A 22,484-nucleotide genomic window follows, 5' to 3' on the forward strand; every position below is an offset into this window, starting at 1 on the left:
AAGTCAAAACATAAAATCAAAACACATGAAAAAGATTGGTATTTTATTCGGAATGGAAGACACTTTCCCCTATGCATTTATAGAAAGAGTCAATTCAAAAAACGAAAAAGGCATCGTAGCCGAAGCGGTAACTATAGACAAAGTAGTGCAAAACAAAGGTGGCGAATATGCAGTGATTATTGATAGAATTTCACAAGATGTTCCTTTCTATAGAGCGTTTTTGAAAAATGCAGCACTAACCGGAACCAATGTTATCAATAATCCGTTTTGGTGGAGTGCTGATGATAAGTTTTTCAACAATTGTTTGGCTGATACTTTGGGCGTTCCGTTACCCAATACAGTTATTCTACCTTCTGCAGAACATCCGACGGATACGACATCCAAATCCTTCAGAAACCTGAAGTATCCAATGGATTGGGAAGGAATCTTTGATTACATAGGCTTTCCTGCTTATATGAAACCTTATGCCGGCGGCGGTTGGAAAAACGTTTACCGATTGGAAAACAAAGAAGAATTCTTTGAAAAACACCGTGAAACAGGACAATTGGTTATGCTTTTACAAGAGGAAATAGTATTCCAAGACTATTATCGCGTGTATTGTTTGGGCGGAAAAGCGGTTAGAATCATGCCTTACGAACCCAGAAATCCACACCATTTAAGATATGTAGTCGAGAATCCAAATACCGATAAGAAACTAATGGCTACGATTAAAGATTACACGCTTCGCCTTTGCAAAGGCTTAGGCTATGATTTTAACACGGTGGAATTTGCGGTGCGTGACGGAATACCATATGCTATCGACTTTGGCAATCCGGCTCCTGATGCTGAGTATACTTCGGTTGGTGCCGAAAACTTCGAATGGGTGGTGGAAGAAGCGGCCAAAATGGCAATAGCTTTCGCCAAAAAACAAAAACCGGGTAAAGTCAACCTAACTTGGGGCGATTTTATCAAAAACGCCGTGAGTGAGAAATAATAACTTTCTTTTAATTAAAAGTAAAAAATGAAGAAGAAATTACCCGTATTTACCCTGGGCGTTGAAGAAGAATACCAAATTATAGATCCGCAAACCCGTGATTTACGCTCTCATTTGTCCAAAATTGTTGATGGCGCCAAAATCATTTTAAACGAACAAGTAAAAGCCGAAATGCACCAGTCTGTGGTGGAAGTCGGAACCAATATTTGTAAAAATGTCAAAGAAGCCAAAGCCGAAATCCGTTTTCTCAGAAGTAAAATAGTAGAACTCGCAGCCAAACAAAACCTAGTAGTTGGTGGCGCCGGAACTCATCCGTTTTCACGTTGGCAAGACCAACCGATTACCGACGATCCAAGATACCATCACATCGTAAACGAATTACAAGATGCCGCGCGCTCCAATTTGATTTTCGGAATGCATTGCCACGTTGGCATTGAAAACCGTGAAATTGGTTTGCAACTCATGAATCAAGCGACTTATTTCTTGCCGCATATTTTTGCGTTGTCCACCAATTCACCGTTTTGGGAAGGCCGTAATACCGGTTATAAATCATTCAGAACCAAAGTTTTTGACAAATTTCCTCGAACCGGCTTACCTGAATATTTTGATAGCGTTCAAGCTTATGACAATTATTTAGAAACTTTGGTCAAAACCAAATGTATTGACAATCCTAAGAAAATTTGGTGGGATTTGCGTTTGCATCCGTTCTATGATACGATTGAATTTCGCATTACCGATATGAGCTTGACGGTAGATGAAGCGATGTGTATCGTAGCAATCATCCAAGCGGTTGTGGCTAAATTATACAAATTGACCATGGCCAATACCAGTTTCAACATCTACCGAATTGCTTTGATTAAAGAGAATAAATTCCGAGCTGCGCGTTACGGCATTGAAGGCAACATGATTGATTTTGGCTTGCAACAAGAAGTAGATACCAAATGTTTGATTCTCGAACTACTCGAGTTTATTGATGATGTGGTTGATGAATTAGGCAGTCGAGACGAAATCAATTATGTTCACACTATTCTAAAAGAAGGCACCGGAGCCGACAAACAATTGGCCGTCTTTAATTATACCCAAGATTTGACCAAAGTAGTAGACATGATTACCAGCGAATTCACCAAAGGATTGTAGTGTTGTTAATGGAATTGTTATTAACTAAAAACGAAACACTGAACACTATTGCTTAAATTTGCCTCATCAAATTGTAAAAAAATGAGTCACCCCATTCGCATAGCGATTTTAGACATGTACAACGGCGAACCCAATCAGGGAATGCGTTGTATCATTGATATTATCAATAGATTTAACCAAATAGCAACGTTCCAAATTTTTGATGTCAGAGGCAAATCGGAGTTTCCGGATATTCAGAAATATGATATTTTTATTTCTACAGGCGGACCGGGAAATCCTCTTGAAGGCGATGGCTGGGATTTGAAATGGTATGATTTTATAGATACATTATGGCATTGGAACAAAGACCAAAAAGTAAAAAAACACATGTTATTTATTTGTCATTCGTTCCAAATGGCTTGTCATCACTTCGGTTTGGCCACGATTAATAAAAGAAAAGCCACTTCTTTTGGCGTGATGACCATTCACAAAACCGAAGCCGGAAGCAATGACCCTATTTTAGAAGGTTTGAATAACCCTTTTTATGCCATCGACAGCCGCGATTATCAAGTTGTTCAGCCTAAGTTGAGTATTTTTAGCAAAAAAGGTGCAATGATTATCGCTTTAGAAAAAATACGAACACATGTAGAATACGAACGTGCCATAATGGGCGTGCGTTTTTCAGATGAGTTTGTCGGTTTACAATTCCATCCCGAAGCAGATGCCCTGAGTTTTGTAGCGAATTTAAAGAACAAAGAAAGACGAGAACACATCATTGCGATGAAAGGCAAAACCAAGTTCCGTGATATGTTAGAAGATTTATTAGATGAAGATAAAATCTATAAAACCAACGAAACCATTATCCCGAATTTTTTGCGCATTGCCATTAATGATTTGATGAAGCACAGAAAATCATTATCAAATTAGTATCAAGTACTGAGTATTAATTATCAAGACATTTTAGTCTTAGATTTTAGATCTTAATACTTAATACTTCAATCTTAATACTTAAAAAATGAATTCTAAATACCGCCAACTTTTCAACGACAACTTTACCGTGGCCAAATATGAAGCCATGCAGGATGATATCACCGCTGATTTCAATTATAAAGTTACGTTCCGAATTGGTGAAACACCTTTCTTTATTTCGAATGAGTTAAAAAATCAATTGTTAGAAGGTTGTCAGGAAGTTATTAATTTCATTCAAAAGGATAATTTCAAGTCGCTTACTAACAAGGCTTTAGAATTAAATAGAAAAGTGCCGAATGAAGACAATCATACCACGTTTTTAGCTATTGATTTCGGGATTTGTGAAGAAGACGGCGAGATTGTTCCCAAGCTAATTGAGGTACAAGGTTTTCCTTCGTTATTCAATTTTCAAAATCATTTGTCTCAAAAATTCGTCAACCACTACCCTTTTCTCTCTGAATTGACGCCATTCCTAAGCGGATTAAATTCTGACAGTTATTTGAAGTTAATGGATGGTGTTATTGGTAATAACTTTCCAAAAGAAAACGTAATTCTCCTTGAAATAGAGCCCGAAAAACAAAATACTAAGATAGATTTCTATTACTGTCAAAGCGATTTGGGTATTCCGATAGTTTGTGTGACTGAGTTGTATGAAAAGGAAAACCAACTTTTCTATAAAAATAAACAAGGCGAAGCCATTCAAGTGAAACGCATTTACAACCGCGTGATTTTTGATGAATTGGATTTGCGCACTGATTTACAGCTGAACTTCGATTTCTCAAAAAGCTACGACGTAGAATGGGCCGGACATCCGAATTGGTTTTTCAGAATCAGTAAATTTATTTTACCTTATTTGAAAGGAAAATATTTTATCGAAACCACTTTGCTTTCCGATTTAAAAGAAATCCCGACTGATTTGGAAAACTATGTTTTAAAACCGCTATTTTCTTTCTCAGGAAGCGGTGTGATTTTCCACGTTAAGCCCGAAGATATTGAAGCCGTTAAAGAAAAAGACTTATACATTCTTCAGAAAAAAGTCAACTACAAACCCATCATACAATCGCCCGACGGTAAGGTAAAAGCTGAAGTTCGCCTCTTAGCCGTTTGGAAAAAAGACGCGCCATCGCCTACTTTGGTTACAAATTTGGTTCGATTAAGCCGAGGCGAAATGATAGGCGTCAAATTCAATAAAGACAAAGATTGGGTTGGCGGCACGGTTGGGATGTTTGAAAAGTAAACTTTTGTTTTGTCATTCTGAACATAGGGAAGAATCTCATTATTGTTTATGTGATTTCTCCTTGGTCGAAATGACAATATTATGATAAATGATTTTTCTTCACCTCTAAAAAGCTCTTGGAAGTATTCACCAATTCGGTTACAATTTCTTTTCTCAAAGCTTCTAAATCCTCGTATTTTAAATACTTTGCCCAATCTTCTTGGGTTAAAACTTCTTTGATGGTTCTGATGGTTTTTGCGGTTTCTTTGGCATTTCTCAGTACAACTTTAGTATTATTTTCTACTGTTAGTTTGTGGTAAAAATTCACTTCTTTGGTTTCCCAATTCACTTTTACAAAAAACAACTTTGAAGTATCATCATTTGAATAGAAGTCAGTCCAATTGGCAAAAGCAACTGTAACATTTTGGTTTTTAAATTCCGTCAAAGGAATCAAACGCCAATGACAATTCGCCACTCTTCCCCAATGGTTGGAAATGCGATACAAACCTTCAGCCGTAAAAATATACTGGCTACCGGATTGACTGGTATAACTGATTTTCATGGCAGCGACTTCTGCAAATGGCACTTCTTTCCAGATACAGAAAGTGTGAGAGTGAAAATTGAGTTTGGTGTAGGTTTTATTAGCCATATTTTTTTACCGCAAATTCGAAAATTATAATTCGTGAGTTTACGGTTGATTTTATTAATGCAATTTCTTAACCGCTTCTTGTTGGGCTACTGTGGCAAAATCTCTTATCAAACGTTCTGCATAATCGTCTAACAACTCGCGAACACGTGTGTGATTATCACTTTTCACTACCAATCCGGCGTGGTACTCTAAAGGAACACGGAAACAAACTTCTCCATCATTAAAACCGGATAAATCAGGATGTTCAAATTTGGATAAGGTCAATACAATTCCCGCATACTCGTTTCTGATGATGGGTAACTTGTATTCTTTGCCTTTGACCAAAGCATCTTCAATTTTGGCCCATTCAGCCCAAAGATTTATACCACACGCAGCTTCTACCATTTCTGCTAAATGTGCTCCGCCAACCCTTGAAGCCGTTTCTAAAAAGTAAATTTTACCATCTTCGTTGCATTTGATAAACTCGGTATGATTGGCACCATGTTGCATACCGAATGCTTTTAAAACTTGCTCGTTTTGCTTCTTAATTTCTTTGTCATCATCAGAATCATAAGGAATATTGGCACTTCTGAAAATACCACCACCTTGGGAGATTTCCATGGGTGTGGCCAAATATTGTGAAGTTATTGAAAACAACGTTTTGCCATGCCAATTCAATCCGTCACAGTGATAGACCGCGCCAGGCTTGAATTGTTCAACCAGATATTTGATTCGATTGTCTCCTAAGCCGTGGATTTTTTCCCAAAGCTCATCTTTGGAATGTACTTTCATAATTCCGGAAGCCGATGCTTCCGAGCGTGGTTTTAAAACCCATGGTGGCGAAACTGTATCGGCAAAATTATTAATCTCGCTATCGTTAAATAGCGGACTAAAAGCCGGAATCGGAATATTGGCATCTTTGGCACGCATTCTCATCGCCAATTTGTCGCGGAAATACCTACCGGTGGTTTGTCCCATTCCGGGCATGCGCAAGTTTTCACGCAAGTACGCTGCTTTTTCCACATCAAAATCATCTAAGGCTACTATACCATCTATCTTTCTTTCTCGCATTAATCCCGCGACACCGGCTAGTAATTCTTCAAGGTTCCAATCAACATCTTGTCCTGGCATAAAATAAATTTCGTCTATATACTCAAACGCCCAAGGTTTGTCTCGCAACTTCTCGGAAGTGATTAAATAGACTTTATTGCCTTGCTTCTTTAAATTAATTAAGAAATCATTCCCTTTAAAGTAATTGGAAATACAGATGAAATTCTTGATTGGATTTTCCATACGCTACAGATTTTCAATAAATTTAGTAATTAAATGCACGCCATAAGCCGTCGCATGTTTGGTTTTGGCAAATTCGCTATCGCCAAAAGCTACACCGGCTATATCCAAATGAGCCCACGATTTGTGGTCTTCGGTAAAATACTCTAAAAACTTCGCTGCCGAAATGGCTCCGGCAACCGGTTTTCCTGAATAGTTTTTCACATCAGCAATTTCGCTGTCGATATCCGGCTTATAGGCATCCCAAAGCGGTAATGGCCACAAACGTTCCCCTATTGCATCACCTGATTGCTGTAGTTTTTTGGACAACTCTTCGTTATTGGTAAACAATCCGGCACATTCATAACCTAAAGTACCCACGACACTTCCGGTTAATGTGGCTAAATCGATTACCGTTTCCGGTTTATAATTTTTGATTAAATAAGACAATCCATCCACCAAAATCAATCGGCCTTCCGCATCAGTATCAATGATTTCTATCGAATGTCCGGCATAGCTTTGAATCACATCGCTTGGCATAAATGAGTGTGCATCGACAGAATTCTCACAAGCGGGAACAATCGCTGTTACCCAATAAGGCAATTGCAAATCGGCTACCAATTGCATCGCCCCTAAAACCGCAGCGGCTCCGGCCATATCGCATTTCATTTGAACCATACCTGCCGTTTTGATATTCAATCCTCCGGTATCAAAGGTGATTCCTTTGCCTACCAAACCGATGTGTTTTTTAGCTTTCTCAGGTTTGTATTCCATGATGATGAATTGCGGTTCATTGGCACTGCCTTTTCCAACAGACAGGAACGAATGCAAACCAACCTCAGTTGCTTTTTCTTTGCCAAAAACGGTGACATCGAAACCGTACTTTTTGCCGGTTTCGGTGGCCCAATCGGCTAAGTATTTCGGATTGACTTTGTTTGGTGGCAAATCGACTAAGTTGAACGTTTCTAATTGGGCTTTGGCTATTTTAATGCCTTTGGTTATGGCTTCTGCCACTTCGGCTTTGGCTAAATATTGTAATTCGAAATTGTCGTTAGAAAAAGGATGTGCTTCACTTTTCTTGTAATGGCCTAAATTGTATGTACCCAAAACCAATCCGGAAACAGTGGCTTCTACATCGTCAGCACTGAATTTATCCGGGAAGACCAAAGCAATATTTTGCCCGAAAACTTCTTTTTGCTTGGCCGCAATTCTTCTGAAAGTAGTTTTCAGTGATTTGTAATCAGTCTCCTTTCCTAAACCGATGAAGACATGAGTACAATCGTATTTTTCGACCAAATAATGCGTGTCCTTTTTGCCGTAGAATACTTTGGCCGGAACGCTAACGCCGTGGTATTCGATGGGAACTATGCTTTTGGAATTGGTTTCGTAAACCGGAATTAAAATGGTTCCTGTAAATCCGTCAAGGGTTTTGATTTGTTTTGTCTTCATAGTGTTGTTTATTCTTCTTTGGTGCTAAAATAGAGCCATTCAATCGCTTTGGGGAATTCGTCACTCCAATATCTTTCGTTGTGTTTGCCTTCCATATTGATGCTCAAGCGAACTTTCATTTTATCGGCAAAGCCTTCTTTTTTTAATAATCTTTTCTTGAAATTCTTTACATGATCTATCATGGTGGCACTTTCATCACCTCCGGCATAGAGGTAAATTCTTGTGTCTTGGGGTTCATCCATGTCTAAGAAAGACAATTTAATTTTTGGCACTACCCAAAGTGATGGTGAAAAAATCATCAGTTTGCCAAAGATTTCCGGATACATAATCCCCGAAAAAATGCTGACCAAACCACCCATAGAACTACCGCCGATACCGGTGTGCTCGCGTTCAGGCTTGGTTCTAAAATTAGCGTCAACAAAGGGTTTTAAAGTTTCCGTCATAAAGCGAATGTACTTTTTGCCTTCTCCGCTTCCGAGGACTGTATTGCCCACATTGTATTCTTTGATGCGTTCCTTTTCGGCGTGTTCAACAGCGATGATGATGATTTTGCTAATTTGGTATTCTGCCATTACGGCTAGTTTTTTATCGATTTCCCAGTTGCCGTATTTGGCTTTTTCATTGAATAAATTCTGAGCGTCCTGTAAATACAACACCGGATACGTTTCAGTTGTTTTTTCGTAGTCATGAGGCAATAGTGCCCATACTCGACGCGTTTTATTCAATTGCGGGATTTCAAATTCTTCGGAAATCAAATGGACTTTGGGTAAAAACTTGGATTTGAAGGGCAACCAATTGTGGCGCCATTTGGCCACGTGTTCTTTGCGGACGCCATTGTGTTGTGTACAACTTCTGTTTTCGGTACGGTTGCCGAATTTGTCTATCTCAACTTCGCTCCAATCGCCGCGGGTAAATTTGTATAACAATTCGTCGGGATACGTGAAATCGTGGGCAAATTTGTAATGGTACAAACCTTGACCTACGCGTTCCATTTCAAAGTTTTTGTCTTGGGTTACCCAATTATTGAAGTTTCCGGAGATATAAACCGGTCTTTCGTCGTCTTCGTCGGTGGTTAAAATAATATTGAGTTGGGGTTCAATAATTTTCTTGATGGGTAAATCTTCCGCTACATGGTCTTCGGCTCTGCGCATGCTAAATTTCATTTTACATAAAACGTAAATATACTTTATTGTCGTTTGCTGACAAAGCGTTTTTTAAAAATTAGCAGATAATTGATAATGCGTATTTTTTATTGAAATATCTCAATTTATATCGCTTTAAAATAAAAAAACCTAACAGAAAACTGTTAGGTTTGGATATGATGACATTCCGTTAATTTAATCTTCTTCGTGTTCTCCTCCGGTTTCCGGGGCTGCGATTTCGGTATTGCCGCCATTGGCTCTGATTTCGGTGTGGCGGACTTCACCACCTGAAGTTCCTACTTCTTTTACCAGTACTGCGGTTACTATGGTTAACAATAAAGTAATCCAGGTAAAAAGGTTCGCTTTAGAATGCTTTTTAAGATTGGCAATCAATGACAATAAAGCAAAAGCACCCGTTACATAGAGTACTAAAATAAACTTCTCGGCTAATTCTTCGTGTTCGTGAATGATTTTCTTACCAACACTTGGCATGTCTTCTACTAATTCTTCTGCGCCTTCACCCGTAGACATGGCCACAAAGCCAAAAACAGCCGAAACCATCAGTAATACAAAAGCAGTGTTCTTTACCGAATTGTTTTTAAAAACAATCCCTGCAATTAAAATTCCCAATCCAAAAATCGTCCCAATGATAGGAAAATGGTTGACTAAAAGGTGTAAATGAGCGTCGTTCATAGTTTAAGTAATTTAGTTTGTATCAAAAATAGCATTAATAAACAGTGTTTGGTATGATAATTATCAGGTCTATAATTATTTAGGGAAACCCAAAATAACTTTGGTGCCTTTGTTTTCTTCGCTTTCGATTTGCAAGTCGATTTGCAACAGCAGTGATAATCTTTTTACGATGGATAATCCCAATCCGGTGCCTTTTATTTCGGGATGTTCGTTTGATTTTGAGCGATAGAATTGGTCGAATATCTTTTGCAAATCCTCTTCGGCTATGCCAATACCGTGGTCTGAAACTGAACACAGCAATTCGTTATCGGTTTCAATAATGTCAAAATTGATTGTATCATTAGGCTTCGAATACTTCACTGCATTGGTAAGAATGTTGTTTACAATAATACACAGCAAATAGGCATCAGTATTGACATAGTAATCCTTGTCAAAATGAGCGATGCATTTGAGTTTCTTTTCCCCAATGATGGTGGCGTTTCTGGAAATAACATCAAGAAAAATCGTATTGAGCGATACTTTTTCAATTTTGAGCGTTTGTTTTTGGTTCTCAAAACGTGCTAATAACAGCAGCTCATCAACTAAATGATTTAAGCGATTCACTTCGCTTACACAGAAATCAATTTTTTCCTTATACTCTTCAGGATTACGGGGTTTACGAACCAATACTTCTAAAGTACCTTTAATTACTGCCAATGGCGTTCTGAGTTCATGCGAGGCATCTGAAGTAAATTGTTTTTCGCGTTCTATGGCATTTTCTACCCTATCGAGCAGGTTGTTAATGGTTTGTGACAGGATATACAATTCATCACGGTTTTGAGGCAAAGGAATTCTCGATTTCAGGTTGTCTTTGGTAATGATATTAGAAGTTTCTATGATCGCACTTATCGGTTTAATGCTTCGGCCGGCAATGAATCGAGCGATGAGGAATAATATGATTAAGATGATGGGATAAGCCACTAACATGATGATAAACAAGTTATGCAATACCATAGCCGAATCTTCTAAGGACATGGCCACAATAAGATATCCTATTATTTTAGTGCCTTGGTAAAGCGGGACTTGAATTTGACGGACGGCGATGTTTTCAATTTTGGTATCAAACAATTCATTGACCGGTGCATTGGCTTTATAAGTGAGCTGCTTTTGTTTCAAATTGGGAGATTTTTCTACCATAGCACCCAATTCATCCACAAACTGAATAAAAGCCGGGCTGACTTCTACTTTATTGAACTGACTGGTTTTCCACTCTTCTTCTTCGATTAAGAGTACACAGTTTTCTATGACTTCGATTTCTTTTAAATGCTTGGCGACTTCAGTTTTGATTTCGTTATTGACTCTGATATAAACACTAAATCTAACGATAGAATAAATTACAAAGAACACCACCAAAATCAATAAGGCGGTGGTAATTATATAATTGGAAGCGATTCTGTTTTTAAAAGAAAACTGTTGCATTTTATAATTCGTCATTAGCAATATACCCTACGCCGCGTATGGTTTTGATATAGTCTTCGTCGACTTTTAGGTTGAGTTTTTTTCGGATAGCGTTCATGAACACATCGATTACGCCGGTATCGTATTCAAAATGAATGTCCCAAACGTCTTGAATGATTTGGGTTCTGGAACAAACCGTTCCTTTGTTTTTAACCAAATAATGCAATAAATCAAACTCTTTTTGGGTGAGTGACACTTCTTTTTTATCGACTGTTACCTGGTGTTTTTGCAAGTTGATTTCCACCGGACCTAAAGTTAAGATTTCATTTTCAGGTTGGTCGCGCAGCTGTACTTTGATGCGTTCTACTAGTTCGTCAAAGCTAAAGGGTTTTTTGATGTAATCATTGGCGCCTGCTTTGAGTCCTTCAACGGTTTCCTGCACGGTATCTTTGGCCGTGAGGAATATAATCGGCACTTTGGTGTTTTGGACTCTGATGGCTTTGCATATTTCAAGACCGGTCATTTTGGGCAACATCCAATCCAATAGCACTAAATCAAACTTGGTGTTTTGAAAAAGCTCTAGTCCTGCTTTTCCGTTGTTGGCCGCCGACACTTGGTAGCCTTCTTCTTCTAAGCCTTGTTTGAGGAACTGTACTATGCCGTCTTCATCCTCTACTATTAGAATGTGTTTCATGTCCTTGGGTTTGTAGTGCTAATGTACTGCTTTTTATGTTTTGGCGATAGTGAAGTTTTTGTTTTTAAGGGAAAATTAATTTGGAAACCGTTTGATTGATTACAAAGTGAAGCCCATAATTTCTATTGCTGTGTTTTTGCACTCTCCCTGCACTTTGATTGGGCTTTGATAGGGAGTAGTAGTTTTTTAAAAAGCTTTGACATGGCTTACCATAACTTATCTATGGCTTTACTATGGCTTTACTATGGCTTATCTATAACGTATACATGACGTTACTATGACGTTACTATGACGTAGTAGCTACATGAATATTAGTATTTATAAGAAAATTATGTTAATAACTTCACTATAATTCCCTATTGATGGGGATTGATTGGTGGTGTGGAATTTTGTAAGTTTGATATTAATCTACTGGTAAGAGTTATACTTATTGGAGAGTTACCAGTAATAGCCAAACACATCCTGCAAAAAATGAAACATTCGAAGCTGATATTAATATTATTTTATTGTTCATTTATTTCAGCTCAAAAAACTATTCCTAGTTTGAGGACAACAGATTCTGTTACAGAGATAAAAGTTGTTGCTCTAAAAGAATCGAAAGGGATAATTTTCCCTGCTGAATATGCAAAAAAACTTTTCATAGAAGATTCAACAGATACTGTTATAGGCTTCTTTACTCCAGACGAGAAAACAATTAAGCTTATAGACGAAGAACTACCAAAAAAATATTATTCAACAATTCAGAAGTTTAATAACCAGTGGGAAAAGGCAATGGATGATAAAGAGCGTTTTAAAGAACAAAAGTTAGCGCTAAAAAAGGAAGCGAATAATGTTAGTAAATATTATAAACAGTTTTTTGGGTACATTAATGACCGGAAAGAGAAAATCATAGTAATACAACTGTTAGATTTTAGTGAAGACCCATCAGAAGTAAAAAAACTAGTGACAAAAGAATTTATAATTGGATTTCATGGCTGGTTTGAAACAAATGTATCACGTTTGAGGTTTCATGTGGAATCCAAAAAATTCACTGTTAATGAAGATTTATAAGCTACTACTGGTAACAGCGGTTTCGCGCAATTGTTGGTTTTTATTTTTACGCGTTCACGAAAAACTTTTATCTTTAACAGAAAATAATTAGTTCGCTGGCTTCACAACTGCCGCGAAGCCGCGGAACGTTAGCTGCAAATTTTAATAAGTGCTAAAAAGTAAATACTTTAAAAATGAAAAAAACGATTTTTTTATTCATCTTTTTATTTTGTTTGACCAATTGTGCTCCGAAAAAAGATATTGCGCAAAATGCAAATTTTAAATATGTTGATGGCAATAAAAAAATAGAGTTTGAAATACTAACCGGTAACAATTATTTGAAAGTAAATGTTCCAACGTTAACTAAATTTAAGTTTCAGAATATTGAACCGAAAAATGTTACTCTCGCTGGTCGCACAATTCGTGCTTTAAGTTTTGAGAATAATGAAATAATTGTCGAAATGTCTCCTGAAAAAAAGGATTTGGAAAATGGCAATCTTGTAATCAGACTGACTTATAAGATTAATAAAGAATTTAAAAAGTTCGTACTAAATGTTCCTGTAAAGGAATGATACAAAAACCTGCAGCTAACAGCAGTTTGCAACAACTGCGCGCTTGGGTTTATTAAAAAATAATATCAAAAAAAGAAAAATGAACATAATATTAATCATTCTCTTTGTCTTTGCCATTCTCATTAAAATCTTTCCGCCTAAGAAGCCCAACTTTTATTATGGCTATCAATTAGGAAGTGCTAAAAAGAGTCCGGAACATTGGAAACTGGCCAACCAAAATGCCGCAAACTATTTGATTTTACTGTACTCTTTTTTACTGTTGTTATCAGCAATACTTCATTACTTGCAATACGACGCCGGTTTAATAGTTTTATCTATTTTGATTATCGGACAAATTTTTATTTACTATTCAATTGAAAGAAAGTTAAAAACACCATTATGAAAAAAACTCTTTTATTAGCCCTTGGCCTACTTAGTATTTCCTGTGTTGAAACTAAAAACGAATTTAAAGGATTAGGCGCTTTAAGTATTGGTACTGAATTCTCTTCATTGCCTATGGCGTCTTCTTTTACTAAGGTGATGGATGATGAATTCAACATCAATCGTTTTGAGCTTTCAAAGGAGATTGGTTCGGTTTCTGATTTGAATGTGACTACTGAAAACGGGAAAATATCCGAGGTAAAATTCTCGAGTAATGAAGCCACAAACACGGCCGAACTGGAAGAAATGTTTAAAACTTTGAGAGAAGAAAAAATAGACCAAAGCAAGTTAATCGGTGTTGAAGAAGGCATCGCAATAAAAACCTATCAAACAGAGGATAAGACCATTTTTGTATCGGTCATACAATACCCAAACAGACTGCTTAAAAACGGTCAACCCTATAGTGAGTACAGCTACATTCACAAAGATGCCGCAGCCAGAAATCACCAATTGACTTTGAAAAGTATGGGTAAAAAGTAATCCCTGTTTAAAACCAATTAAATTCAGCACATGGAAAACAAATCTAAAAAGAACGGTTCCATCTGTATGATCTTCGGCGGATTACTGGTATTCGGCAATTATATGCTAAAGTTTGAAGTCCAAAAAGACAATGCCAATCATATCATCATCATGGTATGTGCTGCAGTGATTGTCGCTATAGGAGTCGTATCGCTTACGAATATTGCCAAAAAGCAAAACCCTAACTCCTAACCCTTACTTGTCCATTACACCAATAAAGATAATGAGATACTTCTTTCGTCAGTATTACAAATACTCGTAGAAATCTTCTCATCCCTACAACGGAGGGAACATATAAATAAAATCCAACAAAATGAGATACTTCCTTCGTCAGTATGACAAATACACTCGGAAACCTTGTCATCCCGACAACGGAGGGAACACATAACAACTAAAGCAATAAAACTTAAGTAAAATGAACAACACAATGATTGAATATAATGAGGGTTATCATTCTTATTATGTCTACATCATTACCAATAAATACCGCTCAACCTATTACATTGGAATGACCAACAATCTTGGTGTGAGATTAAAACAGCACAAAGAGAATATTGAAAAAGGTATTAAAACCTTTGCTTCTAAATACAATATTGAGCATTTAGTCTATTATGAAAAATTTACTTGGGTGCAACAAGCTATTGCAAGAGAAAAAGAAATAAAAGGTTGGAGAAGAGATAAGAAACTCGAATTGATTAGAGTTTTCAATCCTCAATTTGAGTTTTTGAATGATCGGTTTAAAAATCAGTAATACTCTTATTTCGACAACGGAGGAAACGGAGCATATTTTCTCAATAAATATAATGAGATACTTCCTTCGTCAGTATGACAAATACTCGTAGAAATCTTGTCATGCCTGCAACGAATGGAACACATTACGCCAATAAATATAATGTGATACTTCCTTCGTCAGTATGACAAAGAGAACCAAAACCTCTGTGAAACAAAACCCCAATTCCTAACCCCTACACCCTACTTGTCCATTACAAACTTAAAGCCCATCGAAACGATATCGGCGCTTAAAGTATCACTGCGTTGGTAGTGGTTGAAACGGAAATCGATATTCTTTAAGCCAAACTTCCAGATGTGGGCTTTGGTAAAAATATCAAGGTAAGTAGCTCCTACTCCATACTGGCTGGCGTTGAACGTAGATAAATCATAATCTGATGTATAATACTTTTCAGTAGACACATGCGTTTCAAACGGGGCAAAATACTTCGATTCTGTTTGGGTGTAATAACGATACATTGGGTAAATGGAGAAGTGATCATTTAACTTAATCGGCACTTCTATATTGGCTGTATGCGCTTGAATGCCCCAATCATCGGTATAAAAACGGTAGTAAGTGCGCAGTTTAAATGTTTCGTTGATATAGTAATTTAATCGAGCGCCTATCGGCAGTTTGAAACGCGTATCCGGCAAACGCTCTATGTCATCGGCCAAGCGATAAACACCCAAATTTTCAGGTGTTTCATATACCGGTATGTATTGGCTTTGCCCAATATAATAATTGGACTTATCGGCAAAATAGATGCGGTGATAAGGCGTTGACAATAATCCTTGCTGTTGTAACACGTCAAAGAAAAGGGAAGCCTGTAGTTTTTTGGTCAATATTTGAGAAAAGGTAAACGACAACGAATAAGAATTTCGATTCACCGATTTGATATCTTCAAACTGAGAAGGCAAATAGCCGGTAGTTGACACTCCGTTTTGGTCATAAACCGTCACGCCACTGAAATAGCCGTTGTTTAAGAAACCATTGCCATAGCGGTCATATTCGTGCAACTCTGTTGGTAAGATTGGTCTCCATTGGTCGAGATAAACATTGGCTTTCAAACTTAACTCGGTGTTTTTTTCGTTGAACAATTGGGCAATACCGCCGCCAAAACCTATAGAAGTATAATCATATTCATTGGAAAACGACACATCGGCATTCCAAATAAAGTTTCTGCTGTCGGAGCTATGACTGTAATTGATGGTTATACTCGTCAACGCATCTTGAGCCGAAGCGCCCGAAGAAGCCAACCAAGGCGTACCATAAGGCGAACCGGCTTTGTCATCATCATCGTCATCGTCATCACCGCCCGAAGCACCACTCCCGTTAAAAGGATTGATGTTACTGGAAGAAGCCGAAGTATAAGCCGATAAACCGGCATCAACAGTTAGAATATCATCGGCATTCATGGGAATGCTTACCACGATATTCGAAGCCAAGTCGGTCAGTTTTTCCGAACCCATTCCGCCCGAAACAGCAGAGTGAACTCCGTCTTGTTTGTAATAACTGATTAAGAAATCAACTTCGGTAGCGTCGAGAACTCGTTTTTTAAAAACAGCGGTACTGTCTTTTTCCTGAGCAAAAGAAGAATAACCGCTTAATAAGGCAAATAGGAAAATGTATTTTTTCATTTTATTTTTTAATTACAACCACAACCTCCGCCTGTTTTACCACCATTGGCACCTGCAGCCGCTTCCCGGTAAACCTGAAAAGTTACTTCATAGCGCTCGGCAGTTTTGGCCGATAATTTCATTTCGGTGTCGTTGATATATTCTTTTTCATATTCTTTTACCACTGTGCAAGAAGACATGAAAACAATCATTGCTAATAATCCAAATACTTTAGTCATGTTGGTATTTTTTTATATCGATATTTTTTGAGGTCGTTATTTTACCTTCTTCATCCACCATAATGCAACCTACGCCGGGTAATTGGTTGACCAAGTTCATTCCGGCGTCTTTGCCCATTACGAATACACCTGTGGCTAAGGCATCGGCCAGTTCGGTGGTTTTGGCAAATACACTTACACTGATTAAACCCGTGGCCGGATAACCGGTACGAGTATCGATGATATGTGAATAGCGTTTGCCGTTGAAGGTGACATATTTTTCATAACTGCCAGAAGTTTCTACCGCAGTATCTTCGAGCGGGAATGTGGCAAATATTTTGTTTTTGTTCATGGGATTTTTAATTCCCACTTTCCATTGTTCTCCGTTAGGCTGTTTGCCCCAAGTACTGATATCACCAGAAACATTCACCAATCCGGCGACACAACCTTTAGAAAATAATAAGGCTTTGATTTTATCGGCGATATACCCTTGACCAATACCGCCCATACCAAGCTTCATCCCTTCGAGTTTTAAGAAAACAGTTTGTTTTTCTGTATCGATAACAATATTCTCATACCCTACTCTTTCTACCGATTTTTTGATGGCTTCCGGCGAAGGCATTTCTTTCATGCTGCCGTCAAATTTCCATATTTTATCCATAGAGGCATAACTAATGTCAAAAGCACCATCGGTAAGTTTTGAGATTTTTATGGAGCGCTCAATCAATTCGATTAATTCTGTGGGCACTTTAACCGCTTGCTTTCCGGCATTTTGATTGATTTGTGATAATGGTGTGGTGGGAATCCAATCGGAAATTAAATTCTCAATGCGTTTGACTTCGGCTATAGCCATGTCTTCATATTGATTGGCTTGCACTGTGTCTTTGGCCACCACCGTTATTTCAAACGGACTGCCCAGCAAACTCACTTTTCGTTTGTGAATCAGTTGGGCATTGGCACCCAAACCTACGGCAAGAAATACTATTAAGAGGAATCGATTCATGTTATTTAATCAGGGCTTGTAATTCGGCTATGTATTTTTCGGCGGTTTGGTTTTCATACCCTTTTCTGGCAATTACTTTTCCGGTTTTGTCTAAAACCACTACAAAAGGAAAGAATCCTTCCTTGTTGTATTTTTCGGCCAAAGCCAAATTGGCGTTTTTGAGTTCTTCGGGTAATACATTGGCTTTCTTTTTAGGAAAATCAGCACGCAATAACACTAAATTGCCCTCGGCATAAGTTTTAAACTCGGCTGATTGCCATACGTTTTTGTCTAATTTGATACAAGGTGCGCACCAATCGGAACCGGAAAACACTAATAAGATGTTTTTGTTTTCTTTGGCGGCAGTGGCTTTGGCTTCTTCGAAATTATTAGTCCAGTTTTGAGCAAAACCATTGGCCGTTAATAATACAAAAGCAATTAAAAAAAGGCGTTTCATGATTGATTTTTTATGTAAAGAAAGTTAGGATTCATTTACCCTACCTCAATGAGTAAAATTATCTTTTTATTGTTCTTTTTTAACAAGAACTTTTTTCTTAAGCTAATTTTAATTTAGGGTTTTTAGGTGTTGTCTTGTTATAAAACCAACTGTAATTAAATTCGTCAATCCTCTATGAATTATTTCAAAAAGCACTCTCCAATTATTAGCCTATTGTTCTTGTTTCTCATTACCAATGTTATCCTTCGTTTGGTTTTGCTTTTCCAAACCATCACCCAGTCGAGTTTTAGTTTTTCTGAAATCATTAAAATCTTTGGTTTTGGATTAATTTCCGACACCTTGGTGTTTGTAATAGGCAGTGCTTTTTTGTGGCTTTATTTGTTGTTTTTATCCAATAAAAAGTATGACCAACCTTGGGGCTATTTTATCTTTGGCGGATTGGTTTTGCTGCTGTTATATGTTTCCTTTTTTAATACAATACTTAATGAATACGGTGGTTCATTACCCGAAATTGCCATCAGCTTTATCGCTTTAAAAACCTTATTGTTCGGATTGTTATTGTTTTTACCTAAATACCGAAAACCATTAAGATTGATCCTATTCTCAATAGCCATTTTCATCTTTGTTTTGGTAATTGTTCAAAATGCCGTTAGTGAGTTTTTCTTTTGGAATGAATTTGGCGTGCGTTACAACTTTATCGCCGTTGATTATTTGGTTTACACCAATACTGTCATCGGTAATATCATGGAGTCTTATCCGGTGATTCCTTTATTTACGGTGGTTGGGTTAATGACTCTGGCAATTACTTATAGCATTGTAAAACGTTCCCAACCGTTTTTGCATCGCTTGCCTACTTTTAGAGATAAAATCCTCGGATTCGGGATTTATGCCTTGCTATTAATGCTGTCATTGTTTGCTGTTCCGATAATAGCCCAACAAGAAAACAACACCAATGTTTATGTCAATGAGTTGGAAGCTAACGGAATGTACAAATTCTACACGGCTTTTAGAAATAACGAATTGGCTTTTGATAAGTTTTACAAAACTATATCCAACGACGAAGCCTTTGCTTTGCTGCAAAAACAATTGGCCGGAATAAAAGACGAAAGCACATTGCGAACCGTGTCAAGTGATTCGACCGAACTTCACAAGAATGTGGTGCTGATTACCGTTGAAAGTCTGAGCGAAGATTTTATGACCGAATACGGCAATGAAAAACACCTTACGCCTTTCCTGGATACTTTGGCTGAAAAGAGTTTACAATTCACCAATCTTTATGCAGTAGGCAACAGAACCGTTCGTGGATTGGAAGCCGTTACGTTATGCTTGCCACCAAGTGCAGCGGAAAGCGTAGTAAAAAGAGCCGACAACAAAAACAAATATTCTACCGGAAACGTTTTCAAACAAAAGGGATATAGCGTAAAGTATTTGTATGGCGGCGATGCTTTCTTTGACAATATGGGAGACTTCTTTGGCGGAAACGGCTATGATATTATTGATAAAAACAGCTTTTTGCCCGAAGAGATTACGTTTGCCAATATTTGGGGCGTTTGTGATGAAGATATGTACCAAAAGGCAATCAAAGAGATGAATCGAGAAGCCCAACAAAACAAGCCTTTCTTTAACCACATCATGACGGTGAGCAACCATCGTCCGTTTACTTATCCTGAAGGAAAAATAGATATTTCGGGAATGGCTAAGTCGAGAGATGGCGGTGTGAAATATACTGATTATGCTTTGGCACAATTCTTCAAAATGGCCGAAAAACAATCTTGGTTTAAGAACACCGTGTTTGTCATCTTAGCAGATCATTGTGCCTCGAGCTCGGGAAAAACCGAATTGCCATTAGAAAAATACCGCATTCCTGCTATGGTCTATGCACCGGGATTTATAACACCCAAACATGTCAATACTTTGATGTCGCAAATTGATGTAATGCCAACATTGTTTGGTTTACTTCACTTTGATTACAACAGTAAATTTTACGGACAAGATGTATTTGATAAAAACTACCATCCAAGGGCTTTTGTGGCTACTTATCAAGATTTAGGCTTGATTAAAGACAATGTACTCACAGTGATTTCACCCGTTAAAAAAGTAAAACAATTTCAGTTAATCCCACAAATCAAGCCACGGATAAAACAGGAATTCCAAACACACTTTGAAGAAAAACCAATGACTGCTTTGAGAGAAGATTTGGTGAAGGAAACGATTGCGTACTATCAAAGTTCCGCCTATTTATTAAAGCATAAGAAACTAAACCAATAGGATAAAAAAAAGTCCCTCGAAAGAGAGACTTTTATATTATTTACAAGCTTCGAGCGCTTCTGCAAAGGACAGGATACTTTCGAGGTTGTTTTTGAATTCCTTTTTGTCAACCCTTTCTAAGAGTGACGGACAGCCTTTGGCCATTTCTTCAAAACGTTTTTTGGGTCCGAGCATCCAACCGGCAGAGGCATTTGACTTGCCTTCGGAATCATTTGCCATTTTAATAATTACCTCACCGTTGAAATATTGGTAAACACTGATTTTTTTGCCTACAAACATTTCTTTGGCAAACTTTTTAGTCGCTGAAGCCATGTTCATACCGCCATTATCAACCGATACACGGAAAGCTACTGTAGCGTATTCTTCTCCATTACTCAAAATCAAACGAGAAACCTCATTGGCTTTGAAATTTCTTTCAGAAAATTTACCTTGAAAATCTTTAACGGTTACGGTAACAGCTTCACTTAAATTCATCGATCTGCTTTTGTGCATGTAACCGGCAATCGTGTCTTTTTTAATGGTAAGCATGTAAGCCAAGATGTAGTTTTGATCGGTTTCTATGCTGTAAGGCGCATTGTTTACCGGCGCACTCGACGTATTGTTAGAATAAACCGGTTGCTTTTCTTCAAAGACAAAGTTTTTGGTTTCAACCGCAAAATGGCGATTGGTAATTTGATTGGCTTTGAAAAGAGTAAGCATTTCGTTGTTGGCTTTCAACATCGATTCTCCATCAAATTTATCATAATCATTGGCAATCAGTTTTTGACAATACTCATTTGATTTAGCGGGTTTGTCAAGTAAACTGTAGATTTTAGCCAAGTTAAAATAAGCACTGTATCTGATTTTACGGTGTGCTTTTTCATCTTGATTGTATTTGTTTGGTAATGATTCGAAGTAAGCAATAGCGTCTTTTACTTCGGTTTCAATATCGGCGGTTGGTTCGGCAAAGTTCATTCTTTCGAAAGCATTTTTCACAGTCAAATACGCGTTGTATTCCGCCAATTGTTCCGGGTGTTTTTTATTGGCCAAAATCCATAACTTATCCGTACCTGATTTAACCGGATAACCGAATTCATCGTTTAATTCGTTATTCATCGTATTGACCACCTCATTGGTGAAGTTGTTTCGGATCAAATTGTAAATCCCGTATTGAAAACTCTCCGCTTGTGAATAGCTCTCATATTCCTGACTCTTCGCAGTTTTTTGGGCGGTAAAGTTGATTATTTTGTTCACTTTTCCGTCATTGCTCACCACTTTGGCGTTTCCGTCTTGCGAATAAGAATATTCAACGGTGTAGTAGTATTTGTTGGTCACTCTACCATTTTTGTCTTTAGAAGAGCTGGTTCTTGAAGTGATGTCTTTTTTAGTAATTGCCGGATTTTGCAATACAACTTCAATACTTAAATAACCGTTCTTTTCTTTTTTCTCAAATCCCGAAATGGTAACTTGGTTTTCAATAAAGAATTTTGATTTGCTGTATTGCAGATTACGGTCAATATTAGTCACAAAAGAATACGTACGGTTCTTCTTTTCTAAAATGGGTTTGGCCGGCAAAGCCACATAAGAATAATTAATGTCAAACGGATCTAAGTCTGTGGATTGCGAAACCGCAGTTAAACCGCATAGCATAAAAAATGCTAAAAGTATTTTTTTCATGATTGTTTTAATTTTTGTCAAATATAGGCGAATTTTAATTCATTGAACCTGTTTGTTTAACGGAACTTGAATGGATATTTTAGACCCTTTGTTTTGACTTACATTTTTAATTCAATACTTTTACAGTAGTAATATTTAGCAATAGAACAAGAATCTAACTAAAAATTAAACCTATTGATTATGAGAATTTTTATGCCAATTGTTTTTGTAATACTTTTTATATTGTATGTTTTATATTTGGCCATCATCAAAAAAGAGCTTAAACAAAATTTGAGTAAAGTAGTTTATCCGGGCTTGTTTTTTATAGTGGTTTGGGCATTACTCTATTTTGTTTTCCTTTAGCAAACTTCAAATGTTCTTTTATAGAAACTGTTTTTGCAATACATTTATCA

23 protein-coding genes are annotated in these 22,484 nt (G+C 37.4%); 11 read left to right on the forward strand and 12 right to left on the reverse strand.

Annotation, left to right across the window (positions count from 1 at the left end; translation table 11 throughout):
* The first annotated feature begins 25 nt into the window (after positions 1-25).
* The 4 genes from HA632_RS04745 to HA632_RS04760 all read left to right on the forward strand — a co-directional run bounded on the left by HA632_RS04745 (position 26) and on the right by HA632_RS04760 (position 4,295).
* A complete protein-coding gene (locus HA632_RS04745) occupies positions 26-973 on the forward strand; it encodes a RimK family alpha-L-glutamate ligase (RefSeq protein ID WP_176306064.1) in 948 nt (315 codons plus the stop codon).
* Between the two features lie 27 nt (positions 974-1,000).
* Positions 1,001-2,110, forward strand: a complete 1,110-nt coding sequence (locus HA632_RS04750; protein WP_176306065.1) for a carboxylate-amine ligase — start codon at positions 1,001-1,003, stop codon at positions 2,108-2,110.
* Positions 2,111-2,191: 81 nt separating this feature from the next.
* Positions 2,192-3,016, forward strand: a complete 825-nt coding sequence (locus HA632_RS04755; RefSeq protein WP_176306066.1) for a type 1 glutamine amidotransferase — start codon at positions 2,192-2,194, stop codon at positions 3,014-3,016.
* A gap of 88 nt (positions 3,017-3,104) precedes the next feature.
* Positions 3,105-4,295 carry a hypothetical protein gene (locus HA632_RS04760; protein ID WP_176306067.1) on the forward strand — a complete coding sequence of 397 codons (1,191 nt, stop codon included), beginning with the start codon at positions 3,105-3,107 and terminating at the stop codon, positions 4,293-4,295.
* 79 nt (positions 4,296-4,374) lie between these two features.
* Here the strand turns inward: HA632_RS04760 and HA632_RS04765 are convergent, their stop codons facing one another.
* The 7 genes from HA632_RS04765 to HA632_RS04795 all read right to left on the reverse strand — a co-directional run bounded on the left by HA632_RS04765 (position 4,375) and on the right by HA632_RS04795 (position 11,586).
* Positions 4,375-4,923 (reverse strand): hypothetical protein, encoded by a 549-nt coding sequence (locus tag HA632_RS04765; protein ID WP_176306068.1) that lies wholly within the window; start codon positions 4,921-4,923, stop codon positions 4,375-4,377.
* A 54-nt stretch (positions 4,924-4,977) separates the two neighbouring features.
* Positions 4,978-6,195, reverse strand: a complete 1,218-nt coding sequence (locus tag HA632_RS04770; protein WP_176306069.1) for an acetyl-CoA carboxylase biotin carboxylase subunit family protein — start codon at positions 6,193-6,195, stop codon at positions 4,978-4,980.
* 3 nt (positions 6,196-6,198) lie between these two features.
* A complete protein-coding gene (locus tag HA632_RS04775; protein WP_176306070.1) occupies positions 6,199-7,620 on the reverse strand; it encodes a M17 family metallopeptidase in 1,422 nt (473 codons plus the stop codon).
* Positions 7,621-7,628: 8 nt separating this feature from the next.
* Positions 7,629-8,771 (reverse strand): alpha/beta hydrolase, encoded by a 1,143-nt coding sequence (locus HA632_RS04780; RefSeq protein WP_217902827.1) that lies wholly within the window; start codon positions 8,769-8,771, stop codon positions 7,629-7,631.
* Between the two features lie 186 nt (positions 8,772-8,957).
* Complete coding sequence (locus HA632_RS04785; protein ID WP_176306072.1) at positions 8,958-9,455, reverse strand: DUF2231 domain-containing protein; 498 nt, start codon at positions 9,453-9,455, stop codon at positions 8,958-8,960.
* Positions 9,456-9,530: 75 nt separating this feature from the next.
* A complete protein-coding gene (locus HA632_RS04790; RefSeq protein ID WP_228778753.1) occupies positions 9,531-10,928 on the reverse strand; it encodes a cell wall metabolism sensor histidine kinase WalK in 1,398 nt (465 codons plus the stop codon).
* Positions 10,915-11,586: a response regulator transcription factor gene (locus HA632_RS04795; protein WP_176306073.1), complete on the reverse strand. Its 672-nt coding sequence runs from the start codon at positions 11,584-11,586 to the stop codon at positions 10,915-10,917. The genes HA632_RS04790 and HA632_RS04795 overlap by 14 nt, the downstream gene beginning before the upstream one ends.
* A gap of 471 nt (positions 11,587-12,057) precedes the next feature.
* On the opposite strand from HA632_RS04795, the gene HA632_RS04800 reads away from it, so the two are divergent.
* The 6 genes from HA632_RS04800 to HA632_RS04825 all read left to right on the forward strand — a co-directional run bounded on the left by HA632_RS04800 (position 12,058) and on the right by HA632_RS04825 (position 14,877).
* Positions 12,058-12,636 (forward strand): hypothetical protein, encoded by a 579-nt coding sequence (locus HA632_RS04800; protein WP_176306074.1) that lies wholly within the window; start codon positions 12,058-12,060, stop codon positions 12,634-12,636.
* A 173-nt stretch (positions 12,637-12,809) separates the two neighbouring features.
* Entirely contained in the window at positions 12,810-13,187 is a 378-nt protein-coding gene (locus HA632_RS04805; protein ID WP_176306075.1) for a hypothetical protein, read from the forward strand.
* 79 nt (positions 13,188-13,266) lie between these two features.
* A complete protein-coding gene (locus tag HA632_RS04810; RefSeq protein ID WP_176306076.1) occupies positions 13,267-13,569 on the forward strand; it encodes an SdpI family protein in 303 nt (100 codons plus the stop codon).
* Positions 13,566-14,087 (forward strand): hypothetical protein, encoded by a 522-nt coding sequence (locus HA632_RS04815; RefSeq protein ID WP_176306077.1) that lies wholly within the window; start codon positions 13,566-13,568, stop codon positions 14,085-14,087. Before HA632_RS04810 ends, HA632_RS04815 begins: the two co-directional genes overlap by 4 nt.
* Positions 14,088-14,117: 30 nt before the next feature.
* Complete coding sequence (locus HA632_RS04820; RefSeq protein ID WP_176306078.1) at positions 14,118-14,318, forward strand: hypothetical protein; 201 nt, start codon at positions 14,118-14,120, stop codon at positions 14,316-14,318.
* Positions 14,319-14,541: 223 nt separating this feature from the next.
* Entirely contained in the window at positions 14,542-14,877 is a 336-nt protein-coding gene (locus tag HA632_RS04825; RefSeq protein ID WP_176306079.1) for a GIY-YIG nuclease family protein, read from the forward strand.
* Positions 14,878-15,098: 221 nt separating this feature from the next.
* Here the strand turns inward: HA632_RS04825 and HA632_RS04830 are convergent, their stop codons facing one another.
* Genes HA632_RS04830 through HA632_RS04845 form a run of 4 tightly spaced genes read right to left on the reverse strand, consistent with a single transcriptional unit; the run spans position 15,099 to position 18,168 of the window.
* Positions 15,099-16,532, reverse strand: a complete 1,434-nt coding sequence (locus HA632_RS04830; RefSeq protein WP_176306080.1) for a DUF3570 domain-containing protein — start codon at positions 16,530-16,532, stop codon at positions 15,099-15,101.
* A gap of 8 nt (positions 16,533-16,540) precedes the next feature.
* Positions 16,541-16,750, reverse strand: a complete 210-nt coding sequence (locus tag HA632_RS04835; protein ID WP_176306081.1) for a DUF4266 domain-containing protein — start codon at positions 16,748-16,750, stop codon at positions 16,541-16,543.
* Entirely contained in the window at positions 16,743-17,732 is a 990-nt protein-coding gene (locus tag HA632_RS04840) for an FAD:protein FMN transferase (RefSeq protein WP_176306082.1), read from the reverse strand. The genes HA632_RS04835 and HA632_RS04840 overlap by 8 nt, the downstream gene beginning before the upstream one ends.
* Before the next feature lies 1 nt (position 17,733).
* Positions 17,734-18,168: a thioredoxin family protein gene (locus HA632_RS04845; RefSeq protein WP_176306083.1), complete on the reverse strand. Its 435-nt coding sequence runs from the start codon at positions 18,166-18,168 to the stop codon at positions 17,734-17,736.
* 174 nt (positions 18,169-18,342) lie between these two features.
* Between HA632_RS04845 and HA632_RS04850 the strand changes: the two genes are divergently transcribed.
* Entirely contained in the window at positions 18,343-20,436 is a 2,094-nt protein-coding gene (locus tag HA632_RS04850; RefSeq protein WP_176306084.1) for an LTA synthase family protein, read from the forward strand.
* A gap of 36 nt (positions 20,437-20,472) precedes the next feature.
* Here HA632_RS04850 and HA632_RS04855 read toward each other — a convergent pair whose 3' ends face one another.
* Positions 20,473-22,092, reverse strand: a complete 1,620-nt coding sequence (locus HA632_RS04855) for a hypothetical protein (RefSeq protein WP_176306085.1) — start codon at positions 22,090-22,092, stop codon at positions 20,473-20,475.
* Between the last annotated feature and the right edge of the window lie 392 nt (positions 22,093-22,484).

Source organism: Flavobacterium sp. J49 (assembly GCF_011742145.1).
Classification (GTDB): domain Bacteria; phylum Bacteroidota; class Bacteroidia; order Flavobacteriales; family Flavobacteriaceae; genus Flavobacterium.

Excerpts from the sequence above, each read along its gene's own strand:
- HA632_RS04745 (WP_176306064.1), top strand. The coding sequence starts at position 26 with ATGAAAAAGATTGGTATTTTATTCGGAATGGAAGACACTTTCCCCTAT.
- HA632_RS04750 (WP_176306065.1), top strand. The coding sequence starts at position 1,001 with ATGAAGAAGAAATTACCCGTATTTACCCTGGGCGTTGAAGAAGAATAC.
- HA632_RS04755 (WP_176306066.1), top strand. The coding sequence starts at position 2,192 with ATGAGTCACCCCATTCGCATAGCGATTTTAGACATGTACAACGGCGAA.
- HA632_RS04760 (WP_176306067.1), top strand. The coding sequence starts at position 3,105 with ATGAATTCTAAATACCGCCAACTTTTCAACGACAACTTTACCGTGGCC.
- HA632_RS04765 (WP_176306068.1), bottom strand. The coding sequence starts at position 4,923 with ATGGCTAATAAAACCTACACCAAACTCAATTTTCACTCTCACACTTTC.
- HA632_RS04770 (WP_176306069.1), bottom strand. The coding sequence starts at position 6,195 with ATGGAAAATCCAATCAAGAATTTCATCTGTATTTCCAATTACTTTAAA.
- HA632_RS04775 (WP_176306070.1), bottom strand. The coding sequence starts at position 7,620 with ATGAAGACAAAACAAATCAAAACCCTTGACGGATTTACAGGAACCATT.
- HA632_RS04780 (WP_217902827.1), bottom strand. The coding sequence starts at position 8,771 with ATGCGCAGAGCCGAAGACCATGTAGCGGAAGATTTACCCATCAAGAAA.
- HA632_RS04785 (WP_176306072.1), bottom strand. The coding sequence starts at position 9,455 with ATGAACGACGCTCATTTACACCTTTTAGTCAACCATTTTCCTATCATT.
- HA632_RS04790 (WP_228778753.1), bottom strand. The coding sequence starts at position 10,928 with ATGACGAATTATAAAATGCAACAGTTTTCTTTTAAAAACAGAATCGCT.
- HA632_RS04795 (WP_176306073.1), bottom strand. The coding sequence starts at position 11,586 with ATGAAACACATTCTAATAGTAGAGGATGAAGACGGCATAGTACAGTTC.
- HA632_RS04800 (WP_176306074.1), top strand. The coding sequence starts at position 12,058 with ATGAAACATTCGAAGCTGATATTAATATTATTTTATTGTTCATTTATT.
- HA632_RS04805 (WP_176306075.1), top strand. The coding sequence starts at position 12,810 with ATGAAAAAAACGATTTTTTTATTCATCTTTTTATTTTGTTTGACCAAT.
- HA632_RS04810 (WP_176306076.1), top strand. The coding sequence starts at position 13,267 with ATGAACATAATATTAATCATTCTCTTTGTCTTTGCCATTCTCATTAAA.
- HA632_RS04815 (WP_176306077.1), top strand. The coding sequence starts at position 13,566 with ATGAAAAAAACTCTTTTATTAGCCCTTGGCCTACTTAGTATTTCCTGT.
- HA632_RS04820 (WP_176306078.1), top strand. The coding sequence starts at position 14,118 with ATGGAAAACAAATCTAAAAAGAACGGTTCCATCTGTATGATCTTCGGC.
- HA632_RS04825 (WP_176306079.1), top strand. The coding sequence starts at position 14,542 with ATGAACAACACAATGATTGAATATAATGAGGGTTATCATTCTTATTAT.
- HA632_RS04830 (WP_176306080.1), bottom strand. The coding sequence starts at position 16,532 with ATGAAAAAATACATTTTCCTATTTGCCTTATTAAGCGGTTATTCTTCT.
- HA632_RS04835 (WP_176306081.1), bottom strand. The coding sequence starts at position 16,750 with ATGACTAAAGTATTTGGATTATTAGCAATGATTGTTTTCATGTCTTCT.
- HA632_RS04840 (WP_176306082.1), bottom strand. The coding sequence starts at position 17,732 with ATGAATCGATTCCTCTTAATAGTATTTCTTGCCGTAGGTTTGGGTGCC.
- HA632_RS04845 (WP_176306083.1), bottom strand. The coding sequence starts at position 18,168 with ATGAAACGCCTTTTTTTAATTGCTTTTGTATTATTAACGGCCAATGGT.
- HA632_RS04850 (WP_176306084.1), top strand. The coding sequence starts at position 18,343 with ATGAATTATTTCAAAAAGCACTCTCCAATTATTAGCCTATTGTTCTTG.
- HA632_RS04855 (WP_176306085.1), bottom strand. The coding sequence starts at position 22,092 with ATGAAAAAAATACTTTTAGCATTTTTTATGCTATGCGGTTTAACTGCG.